Genomic DNA, 21,945 nt, shown 5'->3' with positions numbered 1-21,945 from the left:
CGGCCCGCTTGAGGAGCGCCGATGTCCAAGAACAAGGTCTACACCGAGACGCAACGCGCGGAGGTGGCCGCCTCCGCCGAGGTCGCCTTCGAGATCGTCAACGATCTGCGGAACTGGCCGCAGTTCTTCCCCGACGGCGTGCACGCCGAGCCGGACCCCGACGGCGGTCAGGTGCGCTGGTGGGCCCTGGAGGGCGAGGGCGTACGCCAGTGGACCACCCGCCGCACGGTCGACCGGCAGCACCTGCGGGTCGTCACCGAGCAGACCGACTGCGCCGCACCGCTGCAGTCGGTGCGTTCGGAATGGACGTTCACGCCGCAGGGCCAGCACGCCTGCGAGGCGGAGCTGATCGTGACGGTCACCGCGGCGCCGGGCGCCGAGGGCGCGGACGCCGCCGCCGCGCAGCTCGACGGCTCCGCCGCCCTGGTGGAGAAGGTCAAGGGCCTGGCCGAGCAGTGGGACGAGCTGGAGCAGCTGGTCATCGAGTTCGAAGACCCGCTGTTCATCGCCGGGCAGCCGCAGCAGATCTACGAGTTCCTGTACGCGGCCGACAAGTGGCCCGAGCGGGTGCCGCACGTGACCGCGCTGAAGATGACCGAGGAGCAGCCGGGCGTGCAGTTCTTCGACATGGACACGGTCACCCCCGAGGGTCGCGCGCACACCACCCGGTCGGTGCGGATCTGCCTCCCGCACAAGATCATCTATAAGCAGATCGGGCTGCCGAAGCTGCTCGACGCGCACACCGGACACTGGCACTTCGAGCAGACGCCCGAGGGTGTCACGGTCACCGCGCGGCACACCGCCACCATCAAGCCGTCCGCGCTGAACCTGCTCGGCGACGGCACCACGGTCGCCGACGCGCGCCGCTACCTGCGCCGGGTGCTCAGCACCAACTCCCTGCAGACGTTGCGCCACGCGCAGGCGTACGCCGAGGAGCCGGCCCGTGCCTAGCACCGCCCCCGGATCCGTCGCGGACGCCGAGCGGGAGCTCGCCGACGTGCTCGCCCGTGCGGGCGGCACGCTCGACGGGCTGCTGCGCCGGGCCGCCGCGATCGCGCCGCACCGCAGCGCGATCCAGACCGGGTCCCGCGCGATGACGTTCGGCGAGCTCGACGCGGCCGCCGACGCGTTCGCCGCGAAGCTGTCCGCGCTGCTGCCCTCCGGCAGCGGCGCGGACCGCCCGCCCGGCCTGCCCGGCGCGGTGGTCGGCGTGGCCGCCGCGCTGCACCCCGCGTTCGCCGTCGCCTACTACGGCACGGTGCGGGCGGGCCACGTCTGCGCGGTGGTCAACCCGCTGCAGGGCGAGGAGGAGCTGGCGTACGCGCTGGACTCCGCCGGGGTGCAGGTGCTCGTCGCGGTCGCCGACATGGCGGACAAGCTGCAGCGCATCCGGCTCGACCTGCCCCGGCTCGCGCACGTGTACTACCTGGACCGGCCCGGTGAGCACTGCGTGCCCGCCGGTGGCAGGGCGGCGCACGCGGTGCGGTTCCCGTCGGCCGCGACCGACCCGGACGACGTCGCGGTGCTGCAGTTCACCAGCGGCACCACCGGGCGGCCGAAGGCGGTGCTGCTCACCCACCGCAACGTGGTCTACAACGCGGCCCAGGTCGCCGGGGTGCACGGCCTCGGCCCGGACGCGGTGACGCTCAACCACCTGCCGACGTACCACCCGATGCACCTGAACTCGGCGGTGTTCGCCGCCGCGACCCAGGTGCTGTGCGCCGACGCCGACCCGACGCACGCCGTCGCGACGGCGGTCCGCTCGGGTGCCACGCACTTCTACAGCCTGCCCGTGCGGCTGGCCCGGATGGCCGCCGACCCGCGGCTGCCCACCTGGCACATGCCGGGTGTGCGGGCCGTGCTGTCCGGCGGGTCGGCGCTGGCGCCGGCCGCCGCGGCCCGGCTGTGCGCCGGGCTGGGGGTGCCGGTCGTGCAGGGGTACGGGCTGGCCGAGACCTCGCCGCTGACCCACTGCGACCGGATCGACCGGCCGTCGGCGGGTTCGGTGGGCCGGCCGGTCGCCGCCACCGAGTGCCGGGTCGTCGACCTGGACACCCGGCAGCCGCAGCCCGCGGGCACGCCCGGCGAGGTGCAGGTGCGCGGCCCGCAGCTGATGGCGGGCTACCTCACGCCGGATGGGATCACCCGCCCGTTCGACGCCGAGGGCTGGTTCGACACCGGGGACGTGGGCCGCCTCGACGACGAGGGCACGCTCTTCCTCGTCGACCGGCTCAAGGACGTCTTCAAGTGCGACAACTGGCTGGTCTCGCCGGTCGAGCTGGAGCGCGTGATCATGCGCCACCCGGCCGTCACCGACTGCATGGTCGTCGACATGCCGCACGAGTACCGGGGCGCGGTCGCGTACGCGCTGGTCGTCACCGACGACGAGGACGTCGCCCCGGAGCAGATCACCGAGTTCGTCAACGCCGGCCTGCCCGAGTACCAGCACCTGCACGGTATCGAGCTGGTCCGGGAGATCCCGCGCTCGCCCAACGGCAAAGCCCGCCGCCGGGACGTGCGCACCCATGTTCACGAGCGGCACCGTGCCGCGTCAGGAAGGAGCGACCACATGGTCACGTTCATCAACAAGCTCACCGTCAACGGCGACATCGACCGGTTCGAGCAGGTGCTCGACGAGATCTCGGCGTACATGCAGGCCCAGCCGGGCTTCATCGGCCGCCAGCTCTACCGCTCGCGCCGCCAGCCGGAGGTCTTCATCGAGACCGCGCAGTGGGCCGACGCCGCCGCGCACGCCAAGGCCGTGCAGTCCCCTGGCTTCCGCGAGCAGGTCACCAAGCTCGCCGGACTGGCCGTGCCGGAGCACGACCTGTTCGACGCGGTGGGCGAGCACGCCCCCGCCGCCGCCGCGCGATGAGCGCGCTTATGCCGAAATGGAAGGGAGCGCGAAATGACCGACTTCACCATCGAGGACGTGCGTCGCATCCTGCGCGATGTCGCCGGGGCGGACGAGAGAGTGGACCTGGACGGGGACATCGCCGAAACCAGCTTCGCCGACCTGGGGTATGACTCCCTGGCGCTGCTGGAGGCCACCGCACGGCTGCAGCGGGACCTGAGCATCCGCCTGCCCGACGACGCGGTGCTGGCGGTGAGCACACCTGGACAGCTGATCGACCTGGTCAGCTCCACCAGGGCCGGAGCCCTGTCGTGACCGGAAGGGAGGCCGGACCGGGCGAGCTGCCCGGTCCGGCCGGGCCGGCGGCGCAGTGGGTGTCCTGCGGCCGGTGCCAGGCGGTCGTGTACGGCAAGCGGCTGGCCCGCAGCCACGGCATCTGCCCGCAGTGCGGGCACGGCCGGCCGCTGACCGCGTACGAGCGGCTGGAGCTGCTCGCCGACCCCGGCTCCGTGGAGCTGCTCGACCTCGGCGCGGACACCGCCGACCCGCTGCGGTTCGTCGACGACAAGCCGTACCCGCAGCGCGTCGCCGACGCCCGGCACGCCACCGGGCTGCCCGAGGCGGTCGTCTGCTGCAGGCTGCGGATGACCGGCACGCCGGCGATCGCCGCCGTCATGGACTTCCGGTTCATGGGCGGCAGCCTGTCCGGCGCGGTCGGCGAGCTGATCACCGTCGCGGCGGAGACGGCGCTGGCGCAGCGGCTGCCGCTGCTGCTGGTGACCGCCTCGGGCGGGGTGCGCATGCAGGAGGGCGTCATCGGCCTGATGCAGATGGCGAAGACCGCGCAGGCGCTGCACCAGCTCGACGAGGCGGGACTGCCGACGGTCTGCCTGGTCACCGACCCCACGTACGGCGGGGTGGCGGCCTCGTTCGCGATGCTCGGCGACGTCGTGGTCGCCGAGCCCGGCGCGCGGCTCGGCTTCGCCGGGCCCCGGGTCATCAAGCAGACCATCCGCCAGGAGCTGCCCGCGGGCTTCCAGACCGCCGAGTTCCTGCTGGAACGCGGCTTCCTCGACCTGATCTGCCCGCGGCCGGCGCTGCGCCACCGCATCGGCCGGCTGCTGTCGGTCGGCAGCCGCCGCGACGCCGTGCCGCCCGCCCCCATCGAGGGCGGGGCCAGCACGGTGATCCGCGATCCGGCGCTGCTGCCGGAGCGGCCCGCGTGGGAGGCGGTGCGCCGGGCCCGCAACGTGAACCGGCCCACCACCTCGGACTACTTCAGCATGATCCTCGACGACTTCGAGGAGCTGCGCGGCGACCGGGTGGGCGGCGACTGCCCCGCGATCATCGGCGGGGTCGGCCGGCTGGGCGGCACGCCGCTGGTCGTGATCGGCCACGAGAAGGGCCACAACACCCGCGAGCTCGCCGCCCGCAACTACGGCATGCCCCGCCCGGCCGGCTACCGCAAGGCGGCCCGGCTGCTGCGCCTGGCCGCGAAGTGGGGGCTGCCGGTGGTGACGCTGGTGGACACGCCGGGGGCGTACCCGGGTGTGGACGCCGAGGAGCAGGGGCAGGCCACCGCCATCGCGGAGAACCTGCGGCTGATGGGCGGGCTGCCCGTCCCGGTGGTCACCGTGATCACCGGTGAGGGGTGCAGCGGCGGAGCCCTCGGCATCGCGGTCGCCGACCGCGTACTGATCATGGAGCACGGGGTCTACACCGTCATCAGCCCCGAGGGCTGCGCGGCGATCCTGTGGCGCGACGCCGCCGCGGCGCCCGCCGCCGCGCAGGCGCTGCGCGTGGACGCGCGCTCCCTGCTGGAACTGGGCGTGGTCGAGGCGGTGATCCCGGAACCGCCGGGTGGCGCCGAGGCCGACCATGCCGCCGCGGCCGCCGCGCTGCGTGCCGCCGTACACGCCGAGCTGGTCGATCTCGCGGGGCTGGACCAGACCCGCCTGGTCGCGCAGCGGCGTGCCCGATTCCGGAGGTTCGGCAGCTCCCGCAGTGCGGAGCAGGCCGAGCTGATCCCGACCGAAGGAGGTTTCCGGTGACCGGTCTGTTGGATCCTTCCCTGCGCGTGCCACCCGTCCCGGTGGACACCGCCGACACCTGCCCGCTGCCGTCCGCGCTCGCCGAGCCGGCCCGCACCGTGGCCGACGACCTCGACGACGTACGCCGCAGCGCCCAGCGCCTGCTGTCCAGCGTGGACCGGCGGCCCAGCGCGCTGCGCATCCGGGCGGGCGAGGTGCTGGTCGAGCTGGAGTGGACGGACGAGCAACCGCCCGCGCCCCAGCACGCGGCCCTGTCCGGGCTGACCGTGCCGCAGGCCGCGCCCGCCGTGGTGGTGGCCGCCGAGGCGGCCTCGGGCGGTGCGGCCGCGGTGGCCGCGGTGGCGGCGGCGCCCGCACCGGCCGCGAACGGGTTCGACGTCTGCGCCAGCACCGTCGGCACCTTCTACCGCTCGCCGGAGCCGGGCACGGCGCCGTTCGTCACCGAGGGCGACCACGTCCGGCGCGGCCAGCAGGTCGCGATCATCGAGGTGATGAAGCTGATGATCCCGGTCGAGGCGGAGCACGACGGCCGGGTCGTCGCCGTGCACGTCACCGACGGCACGTCGGTGGAGTACGGCGACCGGCTGCTCACCATCGCCCCGGCGACCGGGCACTAGGGGGCCGCCGTGTTCACCACCGTGCTGATCGCCAACCGGGGCGAGATCGCGCTGCGCGTCGCCCGTACCTGCCGTGAGCTGGGGCTGCGGGTGGTCGCCGTGTACTCCACCGAGGACCGTGACGCTCCGGTGGTGCGCATGGCCGACGAGGCGGTGTGCATCGGGCCGGGTCCGGCCCGCGCCAGCTACCTGAACATGTCGGCGATCCTGGAGGCGGCCCGGCGCACCGGCGCGGACGCGGTCCACCCCGGGTACGGCTTCCTCTCCGAGGTGCCGGACTTCGCCGAGGCCTGCGAGTCGCTGGGGATCACCTTCGTCGGCCCGCCGGCGCCGGTGATCGAGCAGCTGGGCGACAAGGCCGCCGCGCGCGCCGCGATGGCCGCGGCCGGGCTGCCCATGCTGCCCGGCAGCGACGGGCCGGTGGGCTGCCCGGACGCGGCCGCCCGGCTGGCCGGCGAGATCGGCTACCCGGTCATCGTCAAGGCCGTCGCGGGCGGCGGCGGCCGCGGCATGCAGGTCGTCACCGAGCCGTCCGACCTGGTCAGACAGTTCCGCGAGGTGCGCTCGGCGGCCCAGTCGCTGTTCGGCGACGACCGGCTCTACCTGGAGCGCTACCTGCCGGCGGCGCGCCACGTCGAGGTGCAGATCCTCTGCGATCAGTACGGCGACGGCGTGTACCTGGGCCTGCGCGACTGCTCGGCGCAGCGGCGCCGCCAGAAGATCATCGAGGAGACCCCGGCGCCGGGACTGCCGGACGACCTGGTCCGGCGGATGGGCGAGGCGGCGCTGCGCGGCGCGCTCGCGGCCGGGTACGTCGGGGCGGGCACCTTCGAGTTCCTCGTCGACGGCGACGGCGGCTTCCACTTCATGGAGGTCAACTGCCGGATCCAGGTCGAGCACCCGGTCACCGAGCTGACCCACGGCGTGGACCTGGTCCGCGAGCAGCTGCTGGTCGCCGCGGGGGAGCGGCTCGGGCTGCGCCAGGACGGGCTGCAGGCGCGGGGCGCGGCGATCGAGTGCCGGGTCAACGCGGAGGACCCGGCGCGCGGCTTCGTGCCGTCGCCGGGCCGGATCACCGAGCTGCGGCTGCCCGCCGGCCCGTTCGTCCGCGTCGACACCGACGCCTACTCCGGCGGCCGGGTGTCCCCGGCGTACGACCCGCTGCTGGCGAAGGTCGTGGTGTGGGGGCCGGACCGGCCGCAGGCGCTGGAGCGCATGCGGCGCGCGCTCGGCGAGTTCCACGCCGCCGGGCCGGGCCTGGCCACCAACCGCGACTTCCTGCTCGCGGTGCTCGACCACCCGCGCTTCATCGCGGGCACCCATGACACCTCGCTGGTCACCGCCATCACGGACAGCCGGGCGCGAGGTCTGACCGAGGAGGCATCCATTGGCTGACAGGGACAGCGACGTCCTCACCGATGTCTGCGTGATCGGCGGCGGGCCGGCGGGGCTGGCGCTCGCGCTGCTGCTCGCCCGCTCCGGCGTCGACGTGACGGTGGTGGAGAAGTCGTCGAGCTTCGAACGGGCGTTCCGCGGGGAGATCCTGCAACCGGGCGGCCTGGCCGTGCTGGAGGAGCTGGGCGTGCTGCAGGCGGCCCGCAACCGGGGCAGCCGGGTACACGACCGGTTCCAGCTGCTCAGCGGTGGCAGGCCGATCCTCGGCGTGGACTACAAGGCGCTGCCGGGGCCGTACAACTACATGCTCAGCGTGCCGCAGCAGCACATCCTGGAGGAGCTGCTGGCCGCGTGCCGGCGTGAGCCCGCCTTCCGCTACCTGGCCGGCACCCGGGTGACCGACCTGGTGCGCGACGGCGGCGCGGTGCGCGGCGCGGTCGTCACCGGGCCCCGGGGCGTGCGCACCATCCGGTCGCGCTGCGTGGTCGGCGCGGACGGGCGCTACTCCAAGACCCGGCAGCTGTCCGGCATCCCGTACGACCGCCGCGACGTGTTCACCTTCGACCTGCTCTGGTTCAAGCTGCCCGCGACGGGCGAGCCGGAGCGCGACGTGACCATCCGGGGCGGGGGCGGGCGGATGCTGCTCAGCTACAGCTCGTACCCGGACGGCGTGCAGCTGGGCTGGGCGCTGCCGCACGGCGGCTACCGGGCGTTCGCGGCCCGGCCGTTCACCGAGTTCCGCGACCAGCTCTGCCAGGCCGCCCCGGAGTACGCCGGGCGCGTCTACGAGCGCGTGCGCGGGCTGACCGACCTCAGCCTGCTCGACGTGTTCGCGGGCACGGCCCGGGAGTGGGCGCGCGACGGTTTGCTGCTCATCGGCGACGCCGCGCACACGCACAGCCCGCTCGGGGCGCAGGGCCTCAACCTGGCCCTGCAGGACGCGGTGCTGGCCCATCCGGTGTTGATGTCGGCGCTGCGCCGGGGCGGCCCGGTCAACGCCGAGGCGCTGACCGGCTACACCGCGCCGCGCACCGCCGACATCCGCAAGGTGCTGAAGTTCCAGCACCTGCAGGCCAAGGGGATGCTCGGCAGCCCCAGCCGGGCGGTCGAGGCGGGCCGGCAGCTGATGGCGTCGATCGTGCACCGCACCCCGATCGGCCACAAGCTCACCCGGATGGTGGCCTTCGGCAACCCGGCCTGCCGGGTGCGCAGCGACCTCTACGCCACCGCGGGCGCCGCCCGCCCGGCCCCGCCCGCCTAGCACCGCCCCGCGCCCGGCGGTGGGCCGGGCGCGGTCGATCACGACAGGAGCAGCACCATGGCACAGCAGACCGTCCCGTCCCGGCATGCCGCCGGCACGACCCGCGCGGCCCGCCGGCAGCCGCCGGCGCCCCGCATCATCGACCTGTCCACGCCGGTGGACGCCGCGGCCTGGGAACCGGAGCCGGTGGTCCACGAGGTCATGACACCCGCCCAGGGCGCGGTGCACATGGCCGAGGAGATGAAGCACCACTTCGGCGTCGACTTCGACCCGTCCGTGCTGCCCGACGGCGAGCTGCTGTCGGTCGACACGCTGAAGCTCACCACGCACACCGGCACGCACATCGACGCGCCGTCGCACTACGGCAGTAAGGCCAGCTACGGCACGCCCCGGCACATCGACGAGATGCCGCTGGACTGGTTCCACCGCCCCGCGGTCTGCCTGGATCTGCGCCCGGCGACCGGCCCGACGGTGGACGCCGCCTTCCTCGAACAGGAGCTGGCCCGCATCGGCTACCAGGTGCAGCCACTGGACATCGTGCTGCTGCACACCGGCGCGTCGGCCTGGGCCGGCACCCCGCGCTACTTCACCGAGTTCACCGGCCTGGACGCGAGCGCCACGAACTTCCTGCTGGACAAGGGCGTACGCGTCATCGGCACGGACGCGTTCAGCCTGGACGCCCCGTTCGGCGCGATGCTCAAGAACTTCCACGAGACCGGCGACCGCGGCGTGCTGTGGCCGGCCCACTTCACCGGCCGCGACCGCGAGTTCTGCCAGATCGAGCGGCTGGCCAACCTGGACGCGCTGCCGCGGCCGTACGGCTTCACCGTGTCCTGCCTGCCCATCAAGATCAAGGGCGCCGGAGCGGGCTGGACCCGCGCCGTAGCCATCCTCTGACCCGACCGGCCACTACCCAAGGAGACCCACATGGCCACGACCGTCCTGCCCGACCTCACCGACACCTCCGCCCTCTACCTGTCCGTCCAGCAGTTCTACGCCCGCCACATGCACCTGCTCGACTCCGGCCGCGCCCGCGAGTGGGCCGACACCTTCGCCCCCGACGGCACCTTCACCGCCCCCGGCCTCGACGCACCGGTCCGCGGCCGCGAAGCCCTCGCCGCCGCCGTCGAGCAGACCCACGCCCGCCTCGCCGCCTCCGGCGAGACCCACCGCCACTGGCACGGCATGGTCTGGGTGACCCCCGCCGCCGACGGCACCGCCCACGTCAAGTGCTACGGCATGGTCATCGCCGTCGACCCGGCGGGCACCCCCCGCCTCCACCGCCACTGCCTCTGCGAGGACGTCCTCACCCCCGCCCCCGCCGAACCCGAGGGCTGGCTGGTCCAATCCCGCCACGTCACCCCCGACGCCGCCCCGACCGCCTAAAAAGCGACGATCTTGCGTGGACTGTGGGGATGACACGCCCTTTCCGGGCATATCCCTAACAGCTCACGCAAGATCGTCGCGATCTTGCTCCGTGGGACGGGTCAGCCGGCGAGGCGGACCTTGATGACCTTGCCGGCGGTGGGGTGGACCGAGCCGGTGGTGATGTAGGCGTTGCGGCCGCGGATGGCGATGCCGCCGGGGTGGTCCACCTTGTCGAGGACCATCTCGGGGGCGCCGCCGCCCTTCTTGACGCGCATCAGGGCGCCGACGCCGCGGCTCGGGCCGAACATCGAGGTGTGCGTGAACTCGAGCGCGTAGAGATCGCCGTTCGGGGCGAACGCGATGTCGACGACCGTGGTCAGGCCCTCGGCGTACACCGTGGGCTCCTGGCCGGGCACCACCTTGAAGATGCGGGCGCTGCCGGTGGTGAAGGGCCGGCCGGTCAGCTCGGCGACGTAGTACGCGCCGTCGCGGTAGGCCACGCCCATCGGCACCGACTGCATCGGCAGCATGGTGCCGGCCGGCAGGTTCATCGACGGCGGCGCGGGCATCTGCCGCTCCGGGAACGTGGCGAGCGTGCTCACCTCGCCCTGGGGCGTCACGAACAGCAGCGAGTTCGCCCCGGCGTCCACGACGGCCGCGCCGCCGGGCCCGAAGGCGACCGACTGGGCGTTGGAGTCGAGCTCACCGCCGTCGGGGTTGTGCGCGGCCTCCCAGCCGGCGATGTCGGCGACGCGCTCGGTCCGCAGCTTCAGCGAGTACAGGTCGCCGAAGTCCCGGCGCACCGACAGCAGGCGGCCCATCTGCAGGCCGGGGTCGGGCAGCCCGTCCCGGGTGGCCGGGGCCTCGCTCAGCCCGACGGTGAGCAGGCTGCGGCCGTTGCGGTTGAAGGCGATGTCGTCGGGGCCGATCGCCTCGGTGCCGTCCGGCCCGGCCAGCGAGGGCAGGCCGGTCAGCACGCGGGTGAGCGTGCCGTCACGGTCGAGGCGGGCCAGCGAGCCCGTCGCGCCCAGGCAGCCGATGCCCTGGGGACGCGGCAGGCAGACCGGGTTCGGTGCGCCGTCGGCGCCCCGGCCGGCCTCGGTGACGTACAGCACTCCGTCGGAGTCGAACGCCAGGCCACGTGGGTTGCTCAGGCCCGTGTAGAGCACGGACACGTCGGGGGCGGCCGCCCCCGGGGTGCCCTGGGCGAGCGCGGACAGGATCACAGCAGACGCTACGGCCAGCCGTTTCATGGTCACGAACACGGTTGCCTCCGGCAGGCAGGGTCAGGTATCGGTACCAATAAAACGCATTTCGCCCCATTTGCCCTGCTCGACGCGCCCGGCCGCGCCTAATGATCGTCCGACTTGCCTGGCAGATGGGCGAAAGAGCGCTCAAGATACGCCCAGGTGCCTGGCAAGTCGGATGAGCCGGGTCAGCAGGTGGCCGGTTCCGGGATCGCGGGGGTACGCGGCGCGGCCGGCGCGACGGTGAGCATCGGCAGGAAGAACTGCGCCAGCGGGCCGATGGCCAGCGCGTAGAGGACGGTGCCCAGGCCGACCGTGCCGCCGAGCAGCGCGCCGGTGGCGACGACGCCGACCTCCAGCACGGTGCGCCAGCCGCGCAGCGACCAGCTGCGGGCGGCCAGGCCGGTCATCAGGCCGTCCCGCGGGCCGGGGCCGAGATTGGCTCCGATGTAGAGGCCACTGGCGAAGCCGCACAGCACGATGCCGCCGATCATGAACGCCCACCGGAGGGCCAGGTGGGAGGGCTCCGGCAGCATCCGGTTGGCCACGTCCACGACCAGGCCGATCACCACGATGTTGGAGACCGTGCCGATGCCGGGCCGCTGCCGCAGCGGGATCCAGCACACCAGCACCAGCGCGCCGACGATGATCAGGACGGTGCCGACGGAGAGCCCGGTCCGGTGGGCCACGCCCTGGTGGAGCACGTCCCACGGCTGGTTGCCGAGGTGGGCGCGCAGCATCAGGCTGATGCTGACGCCGTACCCGACCAGGCCGGCGTAGAGCTGGCACAGGCGGCGGGGGAGCCGCTCGCGCAGCGGCATCGGGGCGGGTCGGCCGGCGGGGGCGACCCGGCGCCGGGTCGATCGAAGTGGCATTGTCACTGGCTTGCGTGCGCCTGGCATGTCTGCCAGTCTGGAGGCCAATAGCGGGGCCAGAAAGGGCCAATCTCGGGAGAGTGGCCTTACCGGCCGGGAAACCAGGAGGCCACGATGTCCGTCTCGGTGCGCGGCACGCAGCTCGCCCGCCTGCTCGGCCGCTGGCACGCCCTGCCCGCCCGCCGCCGCAGCCCCGACTACGCCGCGCTCGCCTCCGCCGTGCGCGGCCTGCTCGCCGACGGGCGCCTCGCGCTGGGCGTCCGGTTGCCCGCCGAGCGCGAGCTCGCCGAGGCGCTGGAGATCTCCCGGACCACGGTCAGCGCCGCGTACCGCGAGCTGCGCGACTCCGGCCATCTGACCAGCCGGCGCGGCGCCGGGAGCTGGACCACCCTGCCCAACGGGCACCGCGTGGCCAGCAGCGGGCTGTGGATGGCCGACGACGACCTGGACCTGATCGACCTGAGCTGCGCCGCGCTGGGCGCGCCCGAGCCGATGCTGGCGGCGGCCCGGGAGGCGGTCGAGGACCTGCCCGCGCACCTCGGCGGAGCCGGCTACCACCCCAGCGGCATCATCGAGCTGCGCGAGGCCGTCGCCGACTACTACACCGAGCGCGGCCTGGCCACCAGCCCCGAGCAGATCATGATCACGAACGGGGTGCTGCACGCGCTCGACCTGATCCTGCGGCTGCAGGTGCCCGTCGGCTCGTCGGTGCTGGTCGAGTCGCCGACCTACCCCAACGCGCTGGCCGCGCTGGCCGCGCGGCGGGCCCGGATCAGCACGCACGGCCTCGACGAGGCGGGCTGGGACGCCGAGCTGCTGCTGGGCGCGCTGCGGCAGACCCGGCCGAGCCTGGCGTACCTGATCCCCGAGTTTCACAACCCGACCGGCCACCTGATGCCCGCCGCGCTGCGCGAGCAGCTCGTCGCCACCGCCCAGCGCACCGGCACCGACCTGGTCGTCGACGAGTCGTTCGTGGACCTGCCGCTGGACGGGCAGCCCATGCCGCCCGCGGTGGCCTCCTTCGACCGGCACGGCCGGGTGCTGACCATCGGCGGCATGAGCAAGCCGTTCTGGGGCGGGCTGCGGGTGGGCTGGATCCGCGCCTCCGCCCCGATCGTGCAGCGGCTGGCCGCGGTGCGCGTCGGCGTCGACACCGCGGGCCCGGTGCTGGACCAGCTCGTCGCGGTGCGGCTGCTGGCCCGCGCCGGGGACGTCATCCCGCAGCGGCGCGCCCAGCTCGCGGCGCAGCGGGACGCGCTGGTCGCGGCCGTGCGCGAGCACCTGCCCAGCTGGCGGGTGACCATCCCGGCGGGCGGCGTGACGCTCTGGGCCGAGCTGGACGGCCCAGTCTCCAGCGCGCTGGCCCGCGCGGTGGAGCCGCTGGGCGTACGCCTCGCGCCCGGCCCCCGCTTCGGCGTCGACGGCACCCTCGAACGGTTCATCCGCCTGCCCTTCACCCAGCCCGTGCCCGAGCTGGTCGAGGGGGTACGCCGGATCGCGGCCGCCCGCTACGACCTCGACCGCACCGGCCGTCCGCAGTGGAGCGAGCCCGCCCTGATCGCCTGAACGGTGGACCGGGACGCCGCTCCGCTCTTTTCATAGACGTTGGCCTATCTGAATGAAGTCGATCCGCAAATCCTCATCCAGATAGGCCAGCGTCGATGGCAAAACGGGAGCGCGGGAGCAGCACTGCGGGCGGCGGCGGGGCGGGCGTGGGGACCACGCCTTGCCGCGGGTGGGACATAATGCGCCGATGGATCTGACCCTGGGTGGACTCGCCCTGCGCTGGCAGGCGGAACCGGCGTCCTGGCACCTCGCGGGCGGCGTGCTGTCGGTGGCGGCCGGGCCGCGCACCGACATGTTCGTCGACCCCGGTGACCCGGCCGCGCCGCCGGTGCTCAACGCGCCCCGTGCTCTGACCGCCGCGCCCGAGGGCGACTTCACCTACGCCGTGCGCGCCAGGGTGGACTTCGCCGAGAAGTACGACGCCGGCGTGCTGCTGGTCTGGGCCGGCGAGCGGCACTGGGCCAAGCTGTGCTTCGAGCGCTCCCCGGCGGGCGAGAACACCATCGTCACCGTGATCACTCGCGGCGACTCCGACGACGCGAACTCCTGGCCGGTCGACGGCGACACGGTGTGGCTGCGCGCGGCCCGCGTCGGCCCGGCGTGGGCCTTCCACAGCAGCTCCGACGGGCGGCGGTGGCAGCTGGTGCGCTACTTCAGCCTCGGCCCCGACGCGGGCCCGCCGCTGATCGGCGTGGAGGCGCAGTCCCCGGTCGGCGACGGCTGCACCGTCGTCTTCGACCACGCGACGCTGACCCCCGGCCGCCTCGCCGACCTCCGCGACGGCAGCTGACCCCGCCGCATCCCTCCGCGGCCCCCTTGATCGTCCGACTTGCCAGGCAACGGGGCGGAAGCGCGCCCAAGATACGCCCACTTGCCAGGCAAGTCGGACGACCAAGGGAGTGGGCACAAACGTAGGGGCGGCTTGTGGCCGCCCCTACGTACCTCACTCGTGGGATCGAGATCCCCGCCGGATCAGATTTCGACGAGGGAACCCTCGTACATTCTCTCGATCTCGGGGGCGAAATTGGTCTCCACCGTGCGTCGCTTCAGCTTCATCGAGGGGGTGATCTCCCCATGTTCGATCGTCAGGTCGCGCGGCAGGATGGTGAACTTCTTGATGGTCTCCCAGCGGTTGAGCTTCGCGTTCAGCTCGTCCACGTGGCCGCTCACCATGGCCGTGGCCTCGGGCGAGCTGACGATCTCGGCGTACGGGCGGCCCTCCAGCGGGGTGCCCACGGCCCAGCCGACGATCGCCTCGGGGTCGAGGGTCACCAGCATCGAGCAGTAGTTGCGGGCGTTGCCGATGACCAGCACCTGCGAGGTGTACGGGCACAGCGCCTTGAACAGGCCCTCGATGTGGCTCGGCGCGATGTACTTGCCGCCGGACGTCTTGACCAGGTCCTTCTTCCGGTCCGTGATCTTGAGGTACTGCTCGGCGTCCAGCTCGCCGATGTCGCCGGTGCGGAAGAAGCCGTCCTCGGTGAACGAGTTCGCGGTCTCCTCGGGCAGGTTGTGGTAGCCGCGCATCACCGGGGCGCCGCGCAGCAGCACCTCGCCGTCGCTGTCGATGCGCACCTCGAGGTCGCCGAGCGGCTGGCCGACCGTGCCGATCTTCAGCTGGCCGGGCCGGTTGACGAAGTTGCCGGCGCTGGACTCGGTCAGGCCGTAGCCCTCGGAGATGGGTAGACCCGCCGCGGCGAAGAACTCCGCGATCGGCACCGACAGCGCGGCCGAGCCGGACACCATGTAGCGGATGTTGCCGCCCAGGCGCGCGTGCAGCTTGCTGAAGACCAGCTTGTGCGCGATGCCGTACTTGCGCATCAGGCCGCTGGGCACCGGCTTGCCCGCCTGCTCCAGGGCGACCCGCTCGCGGCCGACCCGCAGCGCCCAGCCGAAGATCTTCGCCTTGAGGCCGCCGGCCGAGGTGGCCTGGGTGACGACCTTGTTGTAGACCTTCTCGAAGATGCGCGGCGCGGCGCACATCAGGGTCGGCTTGATCAGGCTCAGGTTGTCGATGATCTTCTCGACCCGGCCGTCGACGTACGTCGGCACGCCGACGTGGATGATGCCGCAGATCAGCGTCTTGCCGAACGAGTGCGACAGCGGCAGCCACAGGAACTGCAGGTCGCTGGGGAGCAGCACGCCCACGTCGGACTGGGCGACGCCCTCCCAGCACCAGCCGCGGTGCAGCAGCTCCACGCCCTTCGGGCGGCCGGTGGTGCCCGAGGTGTAGATCAGGGTGGCCAGGCCGTCCGGCTCGATCGCGCCGACCAGCTCGTCCACCAGGCCGGGCCGGCCCGCCAGCACCTCGGCGCCGCGCTTCTCCAGGTCGGCCAGGGTGAGCTGCGGGATCGCCGCCGCGGGGTCGGCCGCGCCGTCGATCAGCACGACGTGGGTCAGCGCCGGGACGGCGGCCGGGTTCATCTTCGCCGCCTGCGCGGCGTTCTCGGCGATGAGCACCTTCGAGCCGGAGTCGGCCACGATGAAGCAGGCGTCCTCGGGCTCGGTGGTCGGGTACACGGTGGTGGTGGCCGCACCCGAGCACATGATGCCGAGGTCCGCGACGATCCAGTCGAGGCGCGTGTTGGCCAGGACGGCGACCCGGTCCTCGCGGCCGACACCCAGCGTGGTGAGGCCGGCGGCGATCGCCTTGGCGCGGTCGGCGATCTGGGTCCAGGTGTACCAGACCGGAGCGTCGTTGGCGTCGGGGCCGCCGAAGGCGTGCGCGTCGGGCGTGGCCGCGACTCGCTGCAGGAACATGTCCGGAATAGACCGGTAAGGCACGTTGATAGTCATGAGTCAGGCCGCCTCGGGGGTAGGCAAGAGTGACGGGGGACACGTTAACTTGGGTGTTACCGAAGGGTAATGCTGCTAGGGGATACGGGGAACCCCTCGGGAAGATCTTTCTGACCCCGCCTGAAGGATGATTCAGCGCCGGGTCGGCGGCTCAGGCGCCGAGCCGGGCCGCCCGCAGCCGCGCGGTGTGTTCCGGGATCCCGTCCAGGCTCGCGCGCGCGTGCCGCTGGCGGCCGAACAGGAACATCAGCAATTCGCCCGGCTCGCCGGTGAGGTTGACCGGGTGGGTGCCCGGCCGGCCGGTGACCACGGTGCCGTGGCCCGGCGCGATCACCCGCACCTGCACGGGGTAGCGGCGCAGCACCAGCGACGCGCGCCGCCGCGCCTGCGTCCACAGCGCCCGGGACAGGCCGGGGTCCAGCTTGCGCGGCACCCAGCCCGCGGCGGCGCGGCGTACGTCCTCGTGGTGGACGAACATCTCGGACAGGTTGATCAGCTCGTCCAGCGGGGCCAGCCCGGCGGGGCTCCACCGTGGCGGCTTGCGCAGCTGCGCCAGCAGCTCGTCGAAGTCGCCCGCCGCGATCTGCCGCTGCACCCGCTCGGTGCGCCCGGCGAGCCGCTTGATCAGGATGCCCGCGGCCGCGTCGAGCCGGCGCTCCCGCAGCAGCAGGTGGGCCAGCAGGTCGCGCGCCGTCCAGTCACCGCAGAGGGTGGGCGCGTCGGGTCCGACCTCGGCCATCAGGTCGGCCAGGGCTAGCCTTTCGGCGAAGGCGTACCGGGTCATGTCGGCGATCCTACGTATGCGGGCGGCGGTGTGACGCCCGGCACAGGGCATACCCGCTCGCCTGGGATAGTTCCTTTCGGTAAGGATAGGAAGCCAAGCTAATTACTTACCGACCTGACAACGGGGTGCTAGTGGCAGGGGAAGAGGCCGGGGCAAAACCGGAGATCACCGGGCGTGACGTGCTGGCCCGGGGCGCCCGCGTGATGTGGCGCGGCATCCGCGACGAACCGCGCCGGTTCACGCTGGCCGTGGTGGGCAGCTGCCTGTTCGGCGGGCTGGTCATCGGCCAGGCGATGGTCATCGGCTGGATCGTGGAGACGCTGGTCGCCCCGGCCACCAGCGGCGGGGACGTGACCACGGGCGCGGTGGCGCTGGGCGCGACGGTGCTGATCGCGATGGGCCTCGGCCGGGTGGTCGGCATCTTCGGCCGCCGGCTGGGCGCCGGGTTCATGCAGTTCGCGCTGCAGGCCCGCTACCGCCACGAGGTGACCCGCCGCTACCTGCAGCTACCGCTGTCCTGGCACCAGCGCCACCCCACCGGCACGCTGCTGTCCAACGCCAACTCCGACGTCGAGGCGGCTTGGTTCCCGGTGGCGCCGCTGCCGTTCGCGGTCGGCACCGTCTTCATGCTGTTCGTCGCGGTGACCGTGCTGTTCGCCATCGACTGGGCGCTGGCCCTGGTCGGCCTGGTGGTCTTCCCGGTGCTGTTCGTGATGAACGTGATCTTCTCCCGGCGGATGGCCCCGCGCCAGGCCCGCGCCCAGCACATGCGGGCCGAGGTGGCCACCATCGCGCACGAGAGCTTCGACGGCGCGCTGGTGGTCAAGACGATGGGCCGCGAGGAGCTGGAGACGCAGCGCTTCGCCCGGCGCGCGGGCGAGCTGCGCGACGCGCTGATCAGCGTCGGCCGGCTGCGCGGCCTGTTCGACCCGCTGATGGAGTCGCTGCCGTTCCTCGGCACGCTGCTCGCGCTGCTGGTCGGCGCGTGGCGGCTGGACGCCGGGGCGATCGAGCTGCAGCAGCTGGTGCAGGTCACGTTCCTGTTCACCGTGCTGGCGTTCCCGGTGCGGGCGATCGGCTGGGTGCTGGGCGACCTGCCCCGCTCGGTGGCCGGCTGGGACCGCGTGGAGCGGGTGCTGCGCTCCACCGGGCAGATGCCGTACGGCACCGAGGCGCTGCCCGGCGCGGGAGCCGCGCAACTGCGCTTCGACAACGTCGACTTCGCGTACGAGCCCGGCCAGCCGGTGCTGCGCGACGTCACCTTCACCGTGCCCGCCGGGCGGACGGTCGCCCTGGTCGGGCCGACCGGCTCCGGCAAGTCGACCATCGCCACGCTGGCGGCCCGGCTGCTCGACCCGGACGCCGGCCGGGTGGGCCTCGACGGCGTCGACGCCCGCGAGCTGACGTCGGCGGCGCTGGCCGACACGGTGGCGCTGGTGCCCCAGATCGCGTTCGTCTTCGACGACACCGTGCGCGGCAACGTCGCGCTGGACCGGCCCGGCATCGACGACGTCCAGGTGCGCCACGCGCTGGCCACGGCCCAGGCCGACGCCTTCGTCGCGCGGCTTCCCGCCGAGCTCGACACGCAGCTCGGCGAGCGCGGCACCTCGCTGTCGGGCGGCCAGCGCCAGCGGCTCACCCTGGCCCGCGCCCTGGCCGGGCAGCCGCGGCTGCTCGTGCTCGACGACGCCACCAGCGCCGTCGACCCGCGGGTGGAGGCCCGCATCCTCGCCTCGCTGCGCGGCTCGGCGCAGGCCACCACGATCCTGGTGGTGGCGTACCGCCGGGCCACCATCGCGCTGGCCGACGAGGTCGTCTACATCGAGGCCGGCCGTGTGGTCGCGCACGGCACGCACGAGGAGCTGCTGGCCACCGTGCCGGGATACATCGACCTGGTCACGGCGTACGAGAAGGCCGAGGAGGAGCGCGAGCGCGAGCACGTCTACGACGCCGACGGCGACGCGGCCGCGATCACGGAGGAAGAGGAGGTGGCGGCGTGAGCGAGCGATCCATGGCGCGCGCCGGCGCCGAGCACGGCGAGGTGGCGGCGTGAGTACGGGGGCTATCACGGAGGGCCGGCACGAGTCGGCGTGGGCGACGTTCCGGCGCGGGTTCGCGCTGTCGCCGGAGCTGAAGGCGGGCCTGGCGGGCACGCTGGGGCTGGCGCTGGTCGCGATGATCGGCCGGGCCGCCGTGCCGGTCGCCGTGCAGCAGGGCATCGACAAGGGCCTCGGCGTGCAGACCGGGCAGCTCGACATGGGCGTCATCGCGACCGTCGTGGCGATCACCGCGGGGATCCTCGTGATCACCACGACCTGCGGGTACTTCATGATGCGGCGGCTGTTCACGGTCAGCGAGACGGCGCTGGCCAACATGCGGGTGCGCACCTTCCGCCACATCCACGACCTGTCGATGCTGCACCAGCAGTCCGAGCGGCGGGGCACCATGGTGTCCCGGGTGACCAGCGACGTCGACTCGATCACGCAGTTCATCCAGTGGGGCGGCGTGATCCTCATGGTCAACGGCGGCCAGCTGGTGGTCACCCTGATCGTCATGGCCGTCTACTCGTGGCAGCTCACGCTGGTGGTGCTGGCCGCGTTCGTGCCCGCGGTGATCGTGATCAAGTCGTTCCAGAAGCGGCTCGCGGGGGCGTACCAGGAGAGCCGGCGGCGCATCGGCGTCATGCTCGGCGCCATCTCCGAGTCCGTGGTCGGCGCGTCGGTGATCCGGGCGTACGGCATCTCCGGCCGCAGCGGCGCGAAGCTGTCCGAGACCATCGACGACTACCAGCACGCCCAGCGCCGCGCCATGCGCATCAGCGTGACCAGCTTCTCCACCGGCGAGATCGCGGCCGCGGTGGCGCTGGCCGCGGTGGTGGTGTTCGGCGTGAAGCTCGGCGTGGCGGGCGAGATCACGCTCGGCGAGATGACCGCGTACCTGTTCCTGGTGACGCTGTTCATCCAGCCGGTGCAGATCGCCACCGAGGTCCTCAACGAGGCCCAGAACGCGGTCGCCGGCTGGCGGCGGCTGCTGGACGTCGCCGACCTCGAACCCGACGTGGCCGACCCGGCCGAGCACGGCGTCGACCTGCCGGCCGGCCCGCTGGACGTGAGCTTCGAGCACGTCAGCTTCAGCTACCCCGCCGACGGCGCGCCCGGCCCGCGCGTGCTGCACGACGTGGACCTGCACATCGCGGCGAAGACCCGGGTCGCGGTGGTCGGCGAGACCGGCAGCGGCAAGACCACGTTCGCCAAGCTGCTGACCCGCCTGATGGACCCGAGCGAGGGCCGCGTGCTGCTGTCCGGCACGCCGCTGACCGACGTGCGCTTCGCCTCGCTGCGCAGCCGCGTGGTCATGGTCCCCCAGGACGGCTTCCTGTTCGACGCCACCATCGCCGAGAACGTGCGCTTCGCCCGCCCCGACCTGTCCGACGCCGACCTCGAGCGCGCCTTCACCGAGCTGGGCCTGCTCGACTGGGTGCAGACCCTGGCCCACGGCCTGCAGACGCCCGTCGGCGAGCGCGGCGAGGCCCTCAGCGTCGGCGAGCGCCAGCTCGTCGCCCTGGTCCGCGCCTACGTCGCCGACCCCGACCTGCTGGTCCTCGACGAGGCCACCAGCGCCGTCGACCCCGCCACCGAGGTCCGCCTCCAGCGCACCCTCGACGCGGTGACCCGCGGCCGCACCACGGTCGCCATCGCCCACCGTCTCTCCACCGCCCAGTCCGCCGACGAGGTCCTCGTCGTCGACAAGGGCGTCGTGGTCCAACGCGGCCCCCACGACAACCTCGTCAAGGACCCCGACTCCATCTACGCCAAGCTCTACGCCAGCTGGCTCGAACAAACCCGCTGACCCGCCCGCCCGCCCTACCCCGCGTCGATCTTGCGCGAACTGTGGGTACGACACGCCCCTTCCGGGCATATCCCCAACAGTTCGCGCAAGATCGACGCGATCTTGAGCCCGGTGTGGGGCGTCAGCGGGAGTAGAACTCGACGACGAGCTGCTCGTCGCAGATGACCGGGATCTCGCTGCGGATCGGCTCGCGGGTGAGGGTGGCGCGCAGGTCGGCGAGGCTGACCTCGAGGTAGGGGGCCGTGGGGCCGTCGAGGTGGGCGCCGGCGGCGGCGATCTGGAACGGCGGCTTGGTGCGGCTGCGCTCGCGGACCGTGATGGTCTGCCAGGGCTTGACCCGGTACGACGGGCGGTCCACCTTCTGCCCGTCGACGGCGATGTGCCCGTGCGCCACGGCCTGGCGGGCCTGGTAGACGCTGCGGGCGAAGCCGGCCCGCAGCACCAGCGCGTCCAATCGGCACTCCAGCGCGACCAGCAGGCTCTCGCCGGTCTTGCCCGCGCCGCGCGCGGCCTTGTCGAACTGGTTGCGCAGCTGGGTCTCGCTGATGAAGTACTGGTGGCGCAGGCGCTGCTTCTCCAGCAGGCGGACCTGGTAGTCGGAGGGCTTCTTGCGGGCGCGGCCGTGCACGCCCGGCGGGAAGGGCCGGCGCTCGAAGTACTTGACGCACTTGCGGGTCAGCGGGATGCCGAGCGCCCGGGACAGCTTCGCCTTGGGCCGCGACTGGTTCACGAGGGTGCCTCCAACGTCCAACGGTTATAGGTTAGGCTCACCTAACGTAGGTAACCCTAACCGATGTTGGAGGTACGCCGTGCCGCACCCCGCCCAGATCGCCCGAACCCTGGCCGCGGGCCGCCTGCCCGGTGTCGCGCAGGTCCCGTACCACTCCAGCCCGTACCGGGTGCGTCACGCGACCGACCAGGAGGGACGGCCGCTGCTGCTGTGCCGCGAGGGCGGCCGGCTCGACACCGCGCTGCGCCCGCGCGAGGGCGACGACGACACCGCGGTGGTGCTCGCCATCGGCGAGTCGCGCGGCGCTCGCGTGTGGATCTCCGGCTGGGCGACCGCGCTGGCGGACGTCGAGGCCAGGGCCGCCGCGCTGGAGTTCGCCGCGGCCAACCCGGTCAGCGACCTGCTCGACGTCGGGCGCGGCTTCCGGCTCTACCGCATGGACGTGGCCGAGGTGCGGCTGGAGTGCCCGACCGGGCACCTGGCCGACGTCGACGCCGACGACTACGCGGCCGCCGAACCCGAGCCGTCCAGCTCGCCGGTGATGTGACGCGG

At 73.1% G+C, this 21,945-nt stretch carries 19 protein-coding genes; 14 read left to right on the top strand and 5 right to left on the bottom strand.

Annotation, left to right across the window (positions count from 1 at the left end; all coding sequences use genetic code 11):
• The first annotated feature begins 21 nt into the window (after window positions 1–21).
• Genes AB0J67_RS09715 through AB0J67_RS09675 form a run of 9 tightly spaced genes read left to right on the top strand, consistent with a single transcriptional unit; the run spans window position 22 to window position 9,564 of the window.
• The gene (locus AB0J67_RS09715; protein ID WP_363478784.1) at window positions 22–951 is read left to right on the top strand and encodes an SRPBCC family protein; all 930 of its coding nucleotides are present in this window, start codon (window positions 22–24) and stop codon (window positions 949–951) included.
• The gene (locus AB0J67_RS09710; protein ID WP_363478781.1) at window positions 944–2,875 is read left to right on the top strand and encodes an AMP-binding protein; all 1,932 of its coding nucleotides are present in this window, start codon (window positions 944–946) and stop codon (window positions 2,873–2,875) included. The genes AB0J67_RS09715 and AB0J67_RS09710 overlap by 8 nt, the downstream gene beginning before the upstream one ends.
• A gap of 33 nt (window positions 2,876–2,908) precedes the next feature.
• The gene (locus AB0J67_RS09705) at window positions 2,909–3,169 is read left to right on the top strand and encodes an acyl carrier protein (protein ID WP_363478778.1); all 261 of its coding nucleotides are present in this window, start codon (window positions 2,909–2,911) and stop codon (window positions 3,167–3,169) included.
• A gap of 26 nt (window positions 3,170–3,195) precedes the next feature.
• Complete coding sequence (locus AB0J67_RS09700) at window positions 3,196–4,905, top strand: acetyl-CoA carboxylase carboxyltransferase subunit alpha (protein ID WP_363478859.1); 1,710 nt, start codon at window positions 3,196–3,198, stop codon at window positions 4,903–4,905.
• On the top strand, window positions 4,902–5,522 hold the full coding sequence (locus AB0J67_RS09695) for an acetyl-CoA carboxylase biotin carboxyl carrier protein subunit (RefSeq protein WP_363478775.1): 621 nt from the start codon (window positions 4,902–4,904) through the stop codon (window positions 5,520–5,522). Before AB0J67_RS09700 ends, AB0J67_RS09695 begins: the two co-directional genes overlap by 4 nt.
• Before the next feature lie 9 nt (window positions 5,523–5,531).
• Window positions 5,532–6,917 (top strand): biotin carboxylase N-terminal domain-containing protein, encoded by a 1,386-nt coding sequence (locus AB0J67_RS09690; protein ID WP_363478772.1) that lies wholly within the window; start codon window positions 5,532–5,534, stop codon window positions 6,915–6,917.
• Window positions 6,910–8,178, top strand: coding sequence for an FAD-dependent oxidoreductase (locus AB0J67_RS09685; protein WP_363478769.1), 1,269 nt, complete (start codon window positions 6,910–6,912; stop codon window positions 8,176–8,178). The genes AB0J67_RS09690 and AB0J67_RS09685 overlap by 8 nt, the downstream gene beginning before the upstream one ends.
• A gap of 57 nt (window positions 8,179–8,235) precedes the next feature.
• Window positions 8,236–9,075 (top strand): cyclase family protein, encoded by an 840-nt coding sequence (locus AB0J67_RS09680; protein WP_363478766.1) that lies wholly within the window; start codon window positions 8,236–8,238, stop codon window positions 9,073–9,075.
• Between the two features lie 30 nt (window positions 9,076–9,105).
• Window positions 9,106–9,564, top strand: coding sequence for a nuclear transport factor 2 family protein (locus tag AB0J67_RS09675; RefSeq protein ID WP_363478763.1), 459 nt, complete (start codon window positions 9,106–9,108; stop codon window positions 9,562–9,564).
• 101 nt (window positions 9,565–9,665) lie between these two features.
• On the opposite strand, the gene AB0J67_RS09670 is transcribed toward AB0J67_RS09675, so the two are convergent.
• Together AB0J67_RS09670 and AB0J67_RS09665 are read right to left on the bottom strand one after the other, a co-directional pair.
• Complete coding sequence (locus AB0J67_RS09670; protein ID WP_363478760.1) at window positions 9,666–10,811, bottom strand: ScyD/ScyE family protein; 1,146 nt, start codon at window positions 10,809–10,811, stop codon at window positions 9,666–9,668.
• Between the two features lie 170 nt (window positions 10,812–10,981).
• Entirely contained in the window at window positions 10,982–11,614 is a 633-nt protein-coding gene (locus tag AB0J67_RS09665) for a hypothetical protein (protein WP_363478856.1), read from the bottom strand.
• 168 nt (window positions 11,615–11,782) lie between these two features.
• Here AB0J67_RS09665 and AB0J67_RS09660 point away from each other — a divergent pair, with 168 nt between their 5' ends.
• Together AB0J67_RS09660 and AB0J67_RS09655 are read left to right on the top strand one after the other, a co-directional pair.
• Complete coding sequence (locus AB0J67_RS09660) at window positions 11,783–13,234, top strand: PLP-dependent aminotransferase family protein (RefSeq protein WP_363478757.1); 1,452 nt, start codon at window positions 11,783–11,785, stop codon at window positions 13,232–13,234.
• Window positions 13,235–13,421: 187 nt separating this feature from the next.
• On the top strand, window positions 13,422–14,024 hold the full coding sequence (locus tag AB0J67_RS09655; RefSeq protein WP_363478754.1) for a DUF1349 domain-containing protein: 603 nt from the start codon (window positions 13,422–13,424) through the stop codon (window positions 14,022–14,024).
• Between the two features lie 182 nt (window positions 14,025–14,206).
• Here AB0J67_RS09655 and AB0J67_RS09650 read toward each other — a convergent pair whose 3' ends face one another.
• Together AB0J67_RS09650 and AB0J67_RS09645 are read right to left on the bottom strand one after the other, a co-directional pair.
• On the bottom strand, window positions 14,207–16,030 hold the full coding sequence (locus AB0J67_RS09650) for a long-chain fatty acid--CoA ligase (RefSeq protein ID WP_363478751.1): 1,824 nt from the start codon (window positions 16,028–16,030) through the stop codon (window positions 14,207–14,209).
• Between the two features lie 151 nt (window positions 16,031–16,181).
• A complete protein-coding gene (locus AB0J67_RS09645) occupies window positions 16,182–16,814 on the bottom strand; it encodes a TIGR03085 family metal-binding protein (RefSeq protein ID WP_363478748.1) in 633 nt (210 codons plus the stop codon).
• A gap of 179 nt (window positions 16,815–16,993) precedes the next feature.
• Between AB0J67_RS09645 and AB0J67_RS09640 the strand changes: the two genes are divergently transcribed.
• A complete protein-coding gene (locus AB0J67_RS09640) occupies window positions 16,994–18,814 on the top strand; it encodes an ABC transporter ATP-binding protein (RefSeq protein WP_363478853.1) in 1,821 nt (606 codons plus the stop codon).
• A gap of 49 nt (window positions 18,815–18,863) precedes the next feature.
• Complete coding sequence (locus AB0J67_RS09635; protein ID WP_363478745.1) at window positions 18,864–20,663, top strand: ABC transporter ATP-binding protein; 1,800 nt, start codon at window positions 18,864–18,866, stop codon at window positions 20,661–20,663.
• A gap of 121 nt (window positions 20,664–20,784) precedes the next feature.
• On the opposite strand, the gene rpsD is transcribed toward AB0J67_RS09635, so the two are convergent.
• Complete coding sequence (rpsD, locus tag AB0J67_RS09630) at window positions 20,785–21,393, bottom strand: 30S ribosomal protein S4 (RefSeq protein ID WP_363478742.1); 609 nt, start codon at window positions 21,391–21,393, stop codon at window positions 20,785–20,787.
• A 79-nt stretch (window positions 21,394–21,472) separates the two neighbouring features.
• Here rpsD and AB0J67_RS09625 point away from each other — a divergent pair, with 79 nt between their 5' ends.
• Window positions 21,473–21,940, top strand: a complete 468-nt coding sequence (locus tag AB0J67_RS09625; protein ID WP_363478739.1) for a hypothetical protein — start codon at window positions 21,473–21,475, stop codon at window positions 21,938–21,940.
• The last annotated feature ends 5 nt before the right edge of the window (window positions 21,941–21,945 follow it).

Origin of the sequence: Catellatospora sp. NPDC049609, assembly GCF_040675365.1 — a bacterium.
Classification (GTDB): Bacteria; Actinomycetota; Actinomycetes; order Mycobacteriales; family Micromonosporaceae; genus Catellatospora.
The sequence above is the reverse complement of the archived record's forward strand: the minus strand, read 5'-3'. Positions and strand labels throughout refer to the sequence as shown.

Bases quoted from the DNA above. Each gene is read 5' to 3' on its own strand.
- AB0J67_RS09715 (WP_363478784.1), top strand. From the start codon at position 22: ATGTCCAAGAACAAGGTCTACACCGAGACGCAACGCGCGGAGGTGGCC.
- AB0J67_RS09705 (WP_363478778.1), top strand. From the start codon at position 2,909: ATGACCGACTTCACCATCGAGGACGTGCGTCGCATCCTGCGCGATGTC.
- AB0J67_RS09680 (WP_363478766.1), top strand. From the start codon at position 8,236: ATGGCACAGCAGACCGTCCCGTCCCGGCATGCCGCCGGCACGACCCGC.
- AB0J67_RS09675 (WP_363478763.1), top strand. From the start codon at position 9,106: ATGGCCACGACCGTCCTGCCCGACCTCACCGACACCTCCGCCCTCTAC.
- AB0J67_RS09665 (WP_363478856.1), bottom strand. From the start codon at position 11,614: ATGCCGCTGCGCGAGCGGCTCCCCCGCCGCCTGTGCCAGCTCTACGCC.
- AB0J67_RS09660 (WP_363478757.1), top strand. From the start codon at position 11,783: ATGTCCGTCTCGGTGCGCGGCACGCAGCTCGCCCGCCTGCTCGGCCGC.
- AB0J67_RS09655 (WP_363478754.1), top strand. From the start codon at position 13,422: ATGGATCTGACCCTGGGTGGACTCGCCCTGCGCTGGCAGGCGGAACCG.
- AB0J67_RS09650 (WP_363478751.1), bottom strand. From the start codon at position 16,030: ATGACTATCAACGTGCCTTACCGGTCTATTCCGGACATGTTCCTGCAG.
- AB0J67_RS09645 (WP_363478748.1), bottom strand. From the start codon at position 16,814: ATGACCCGGTACGCCTTCGCCGAAAGGCTAGCCCTGGCCGACCTGATG.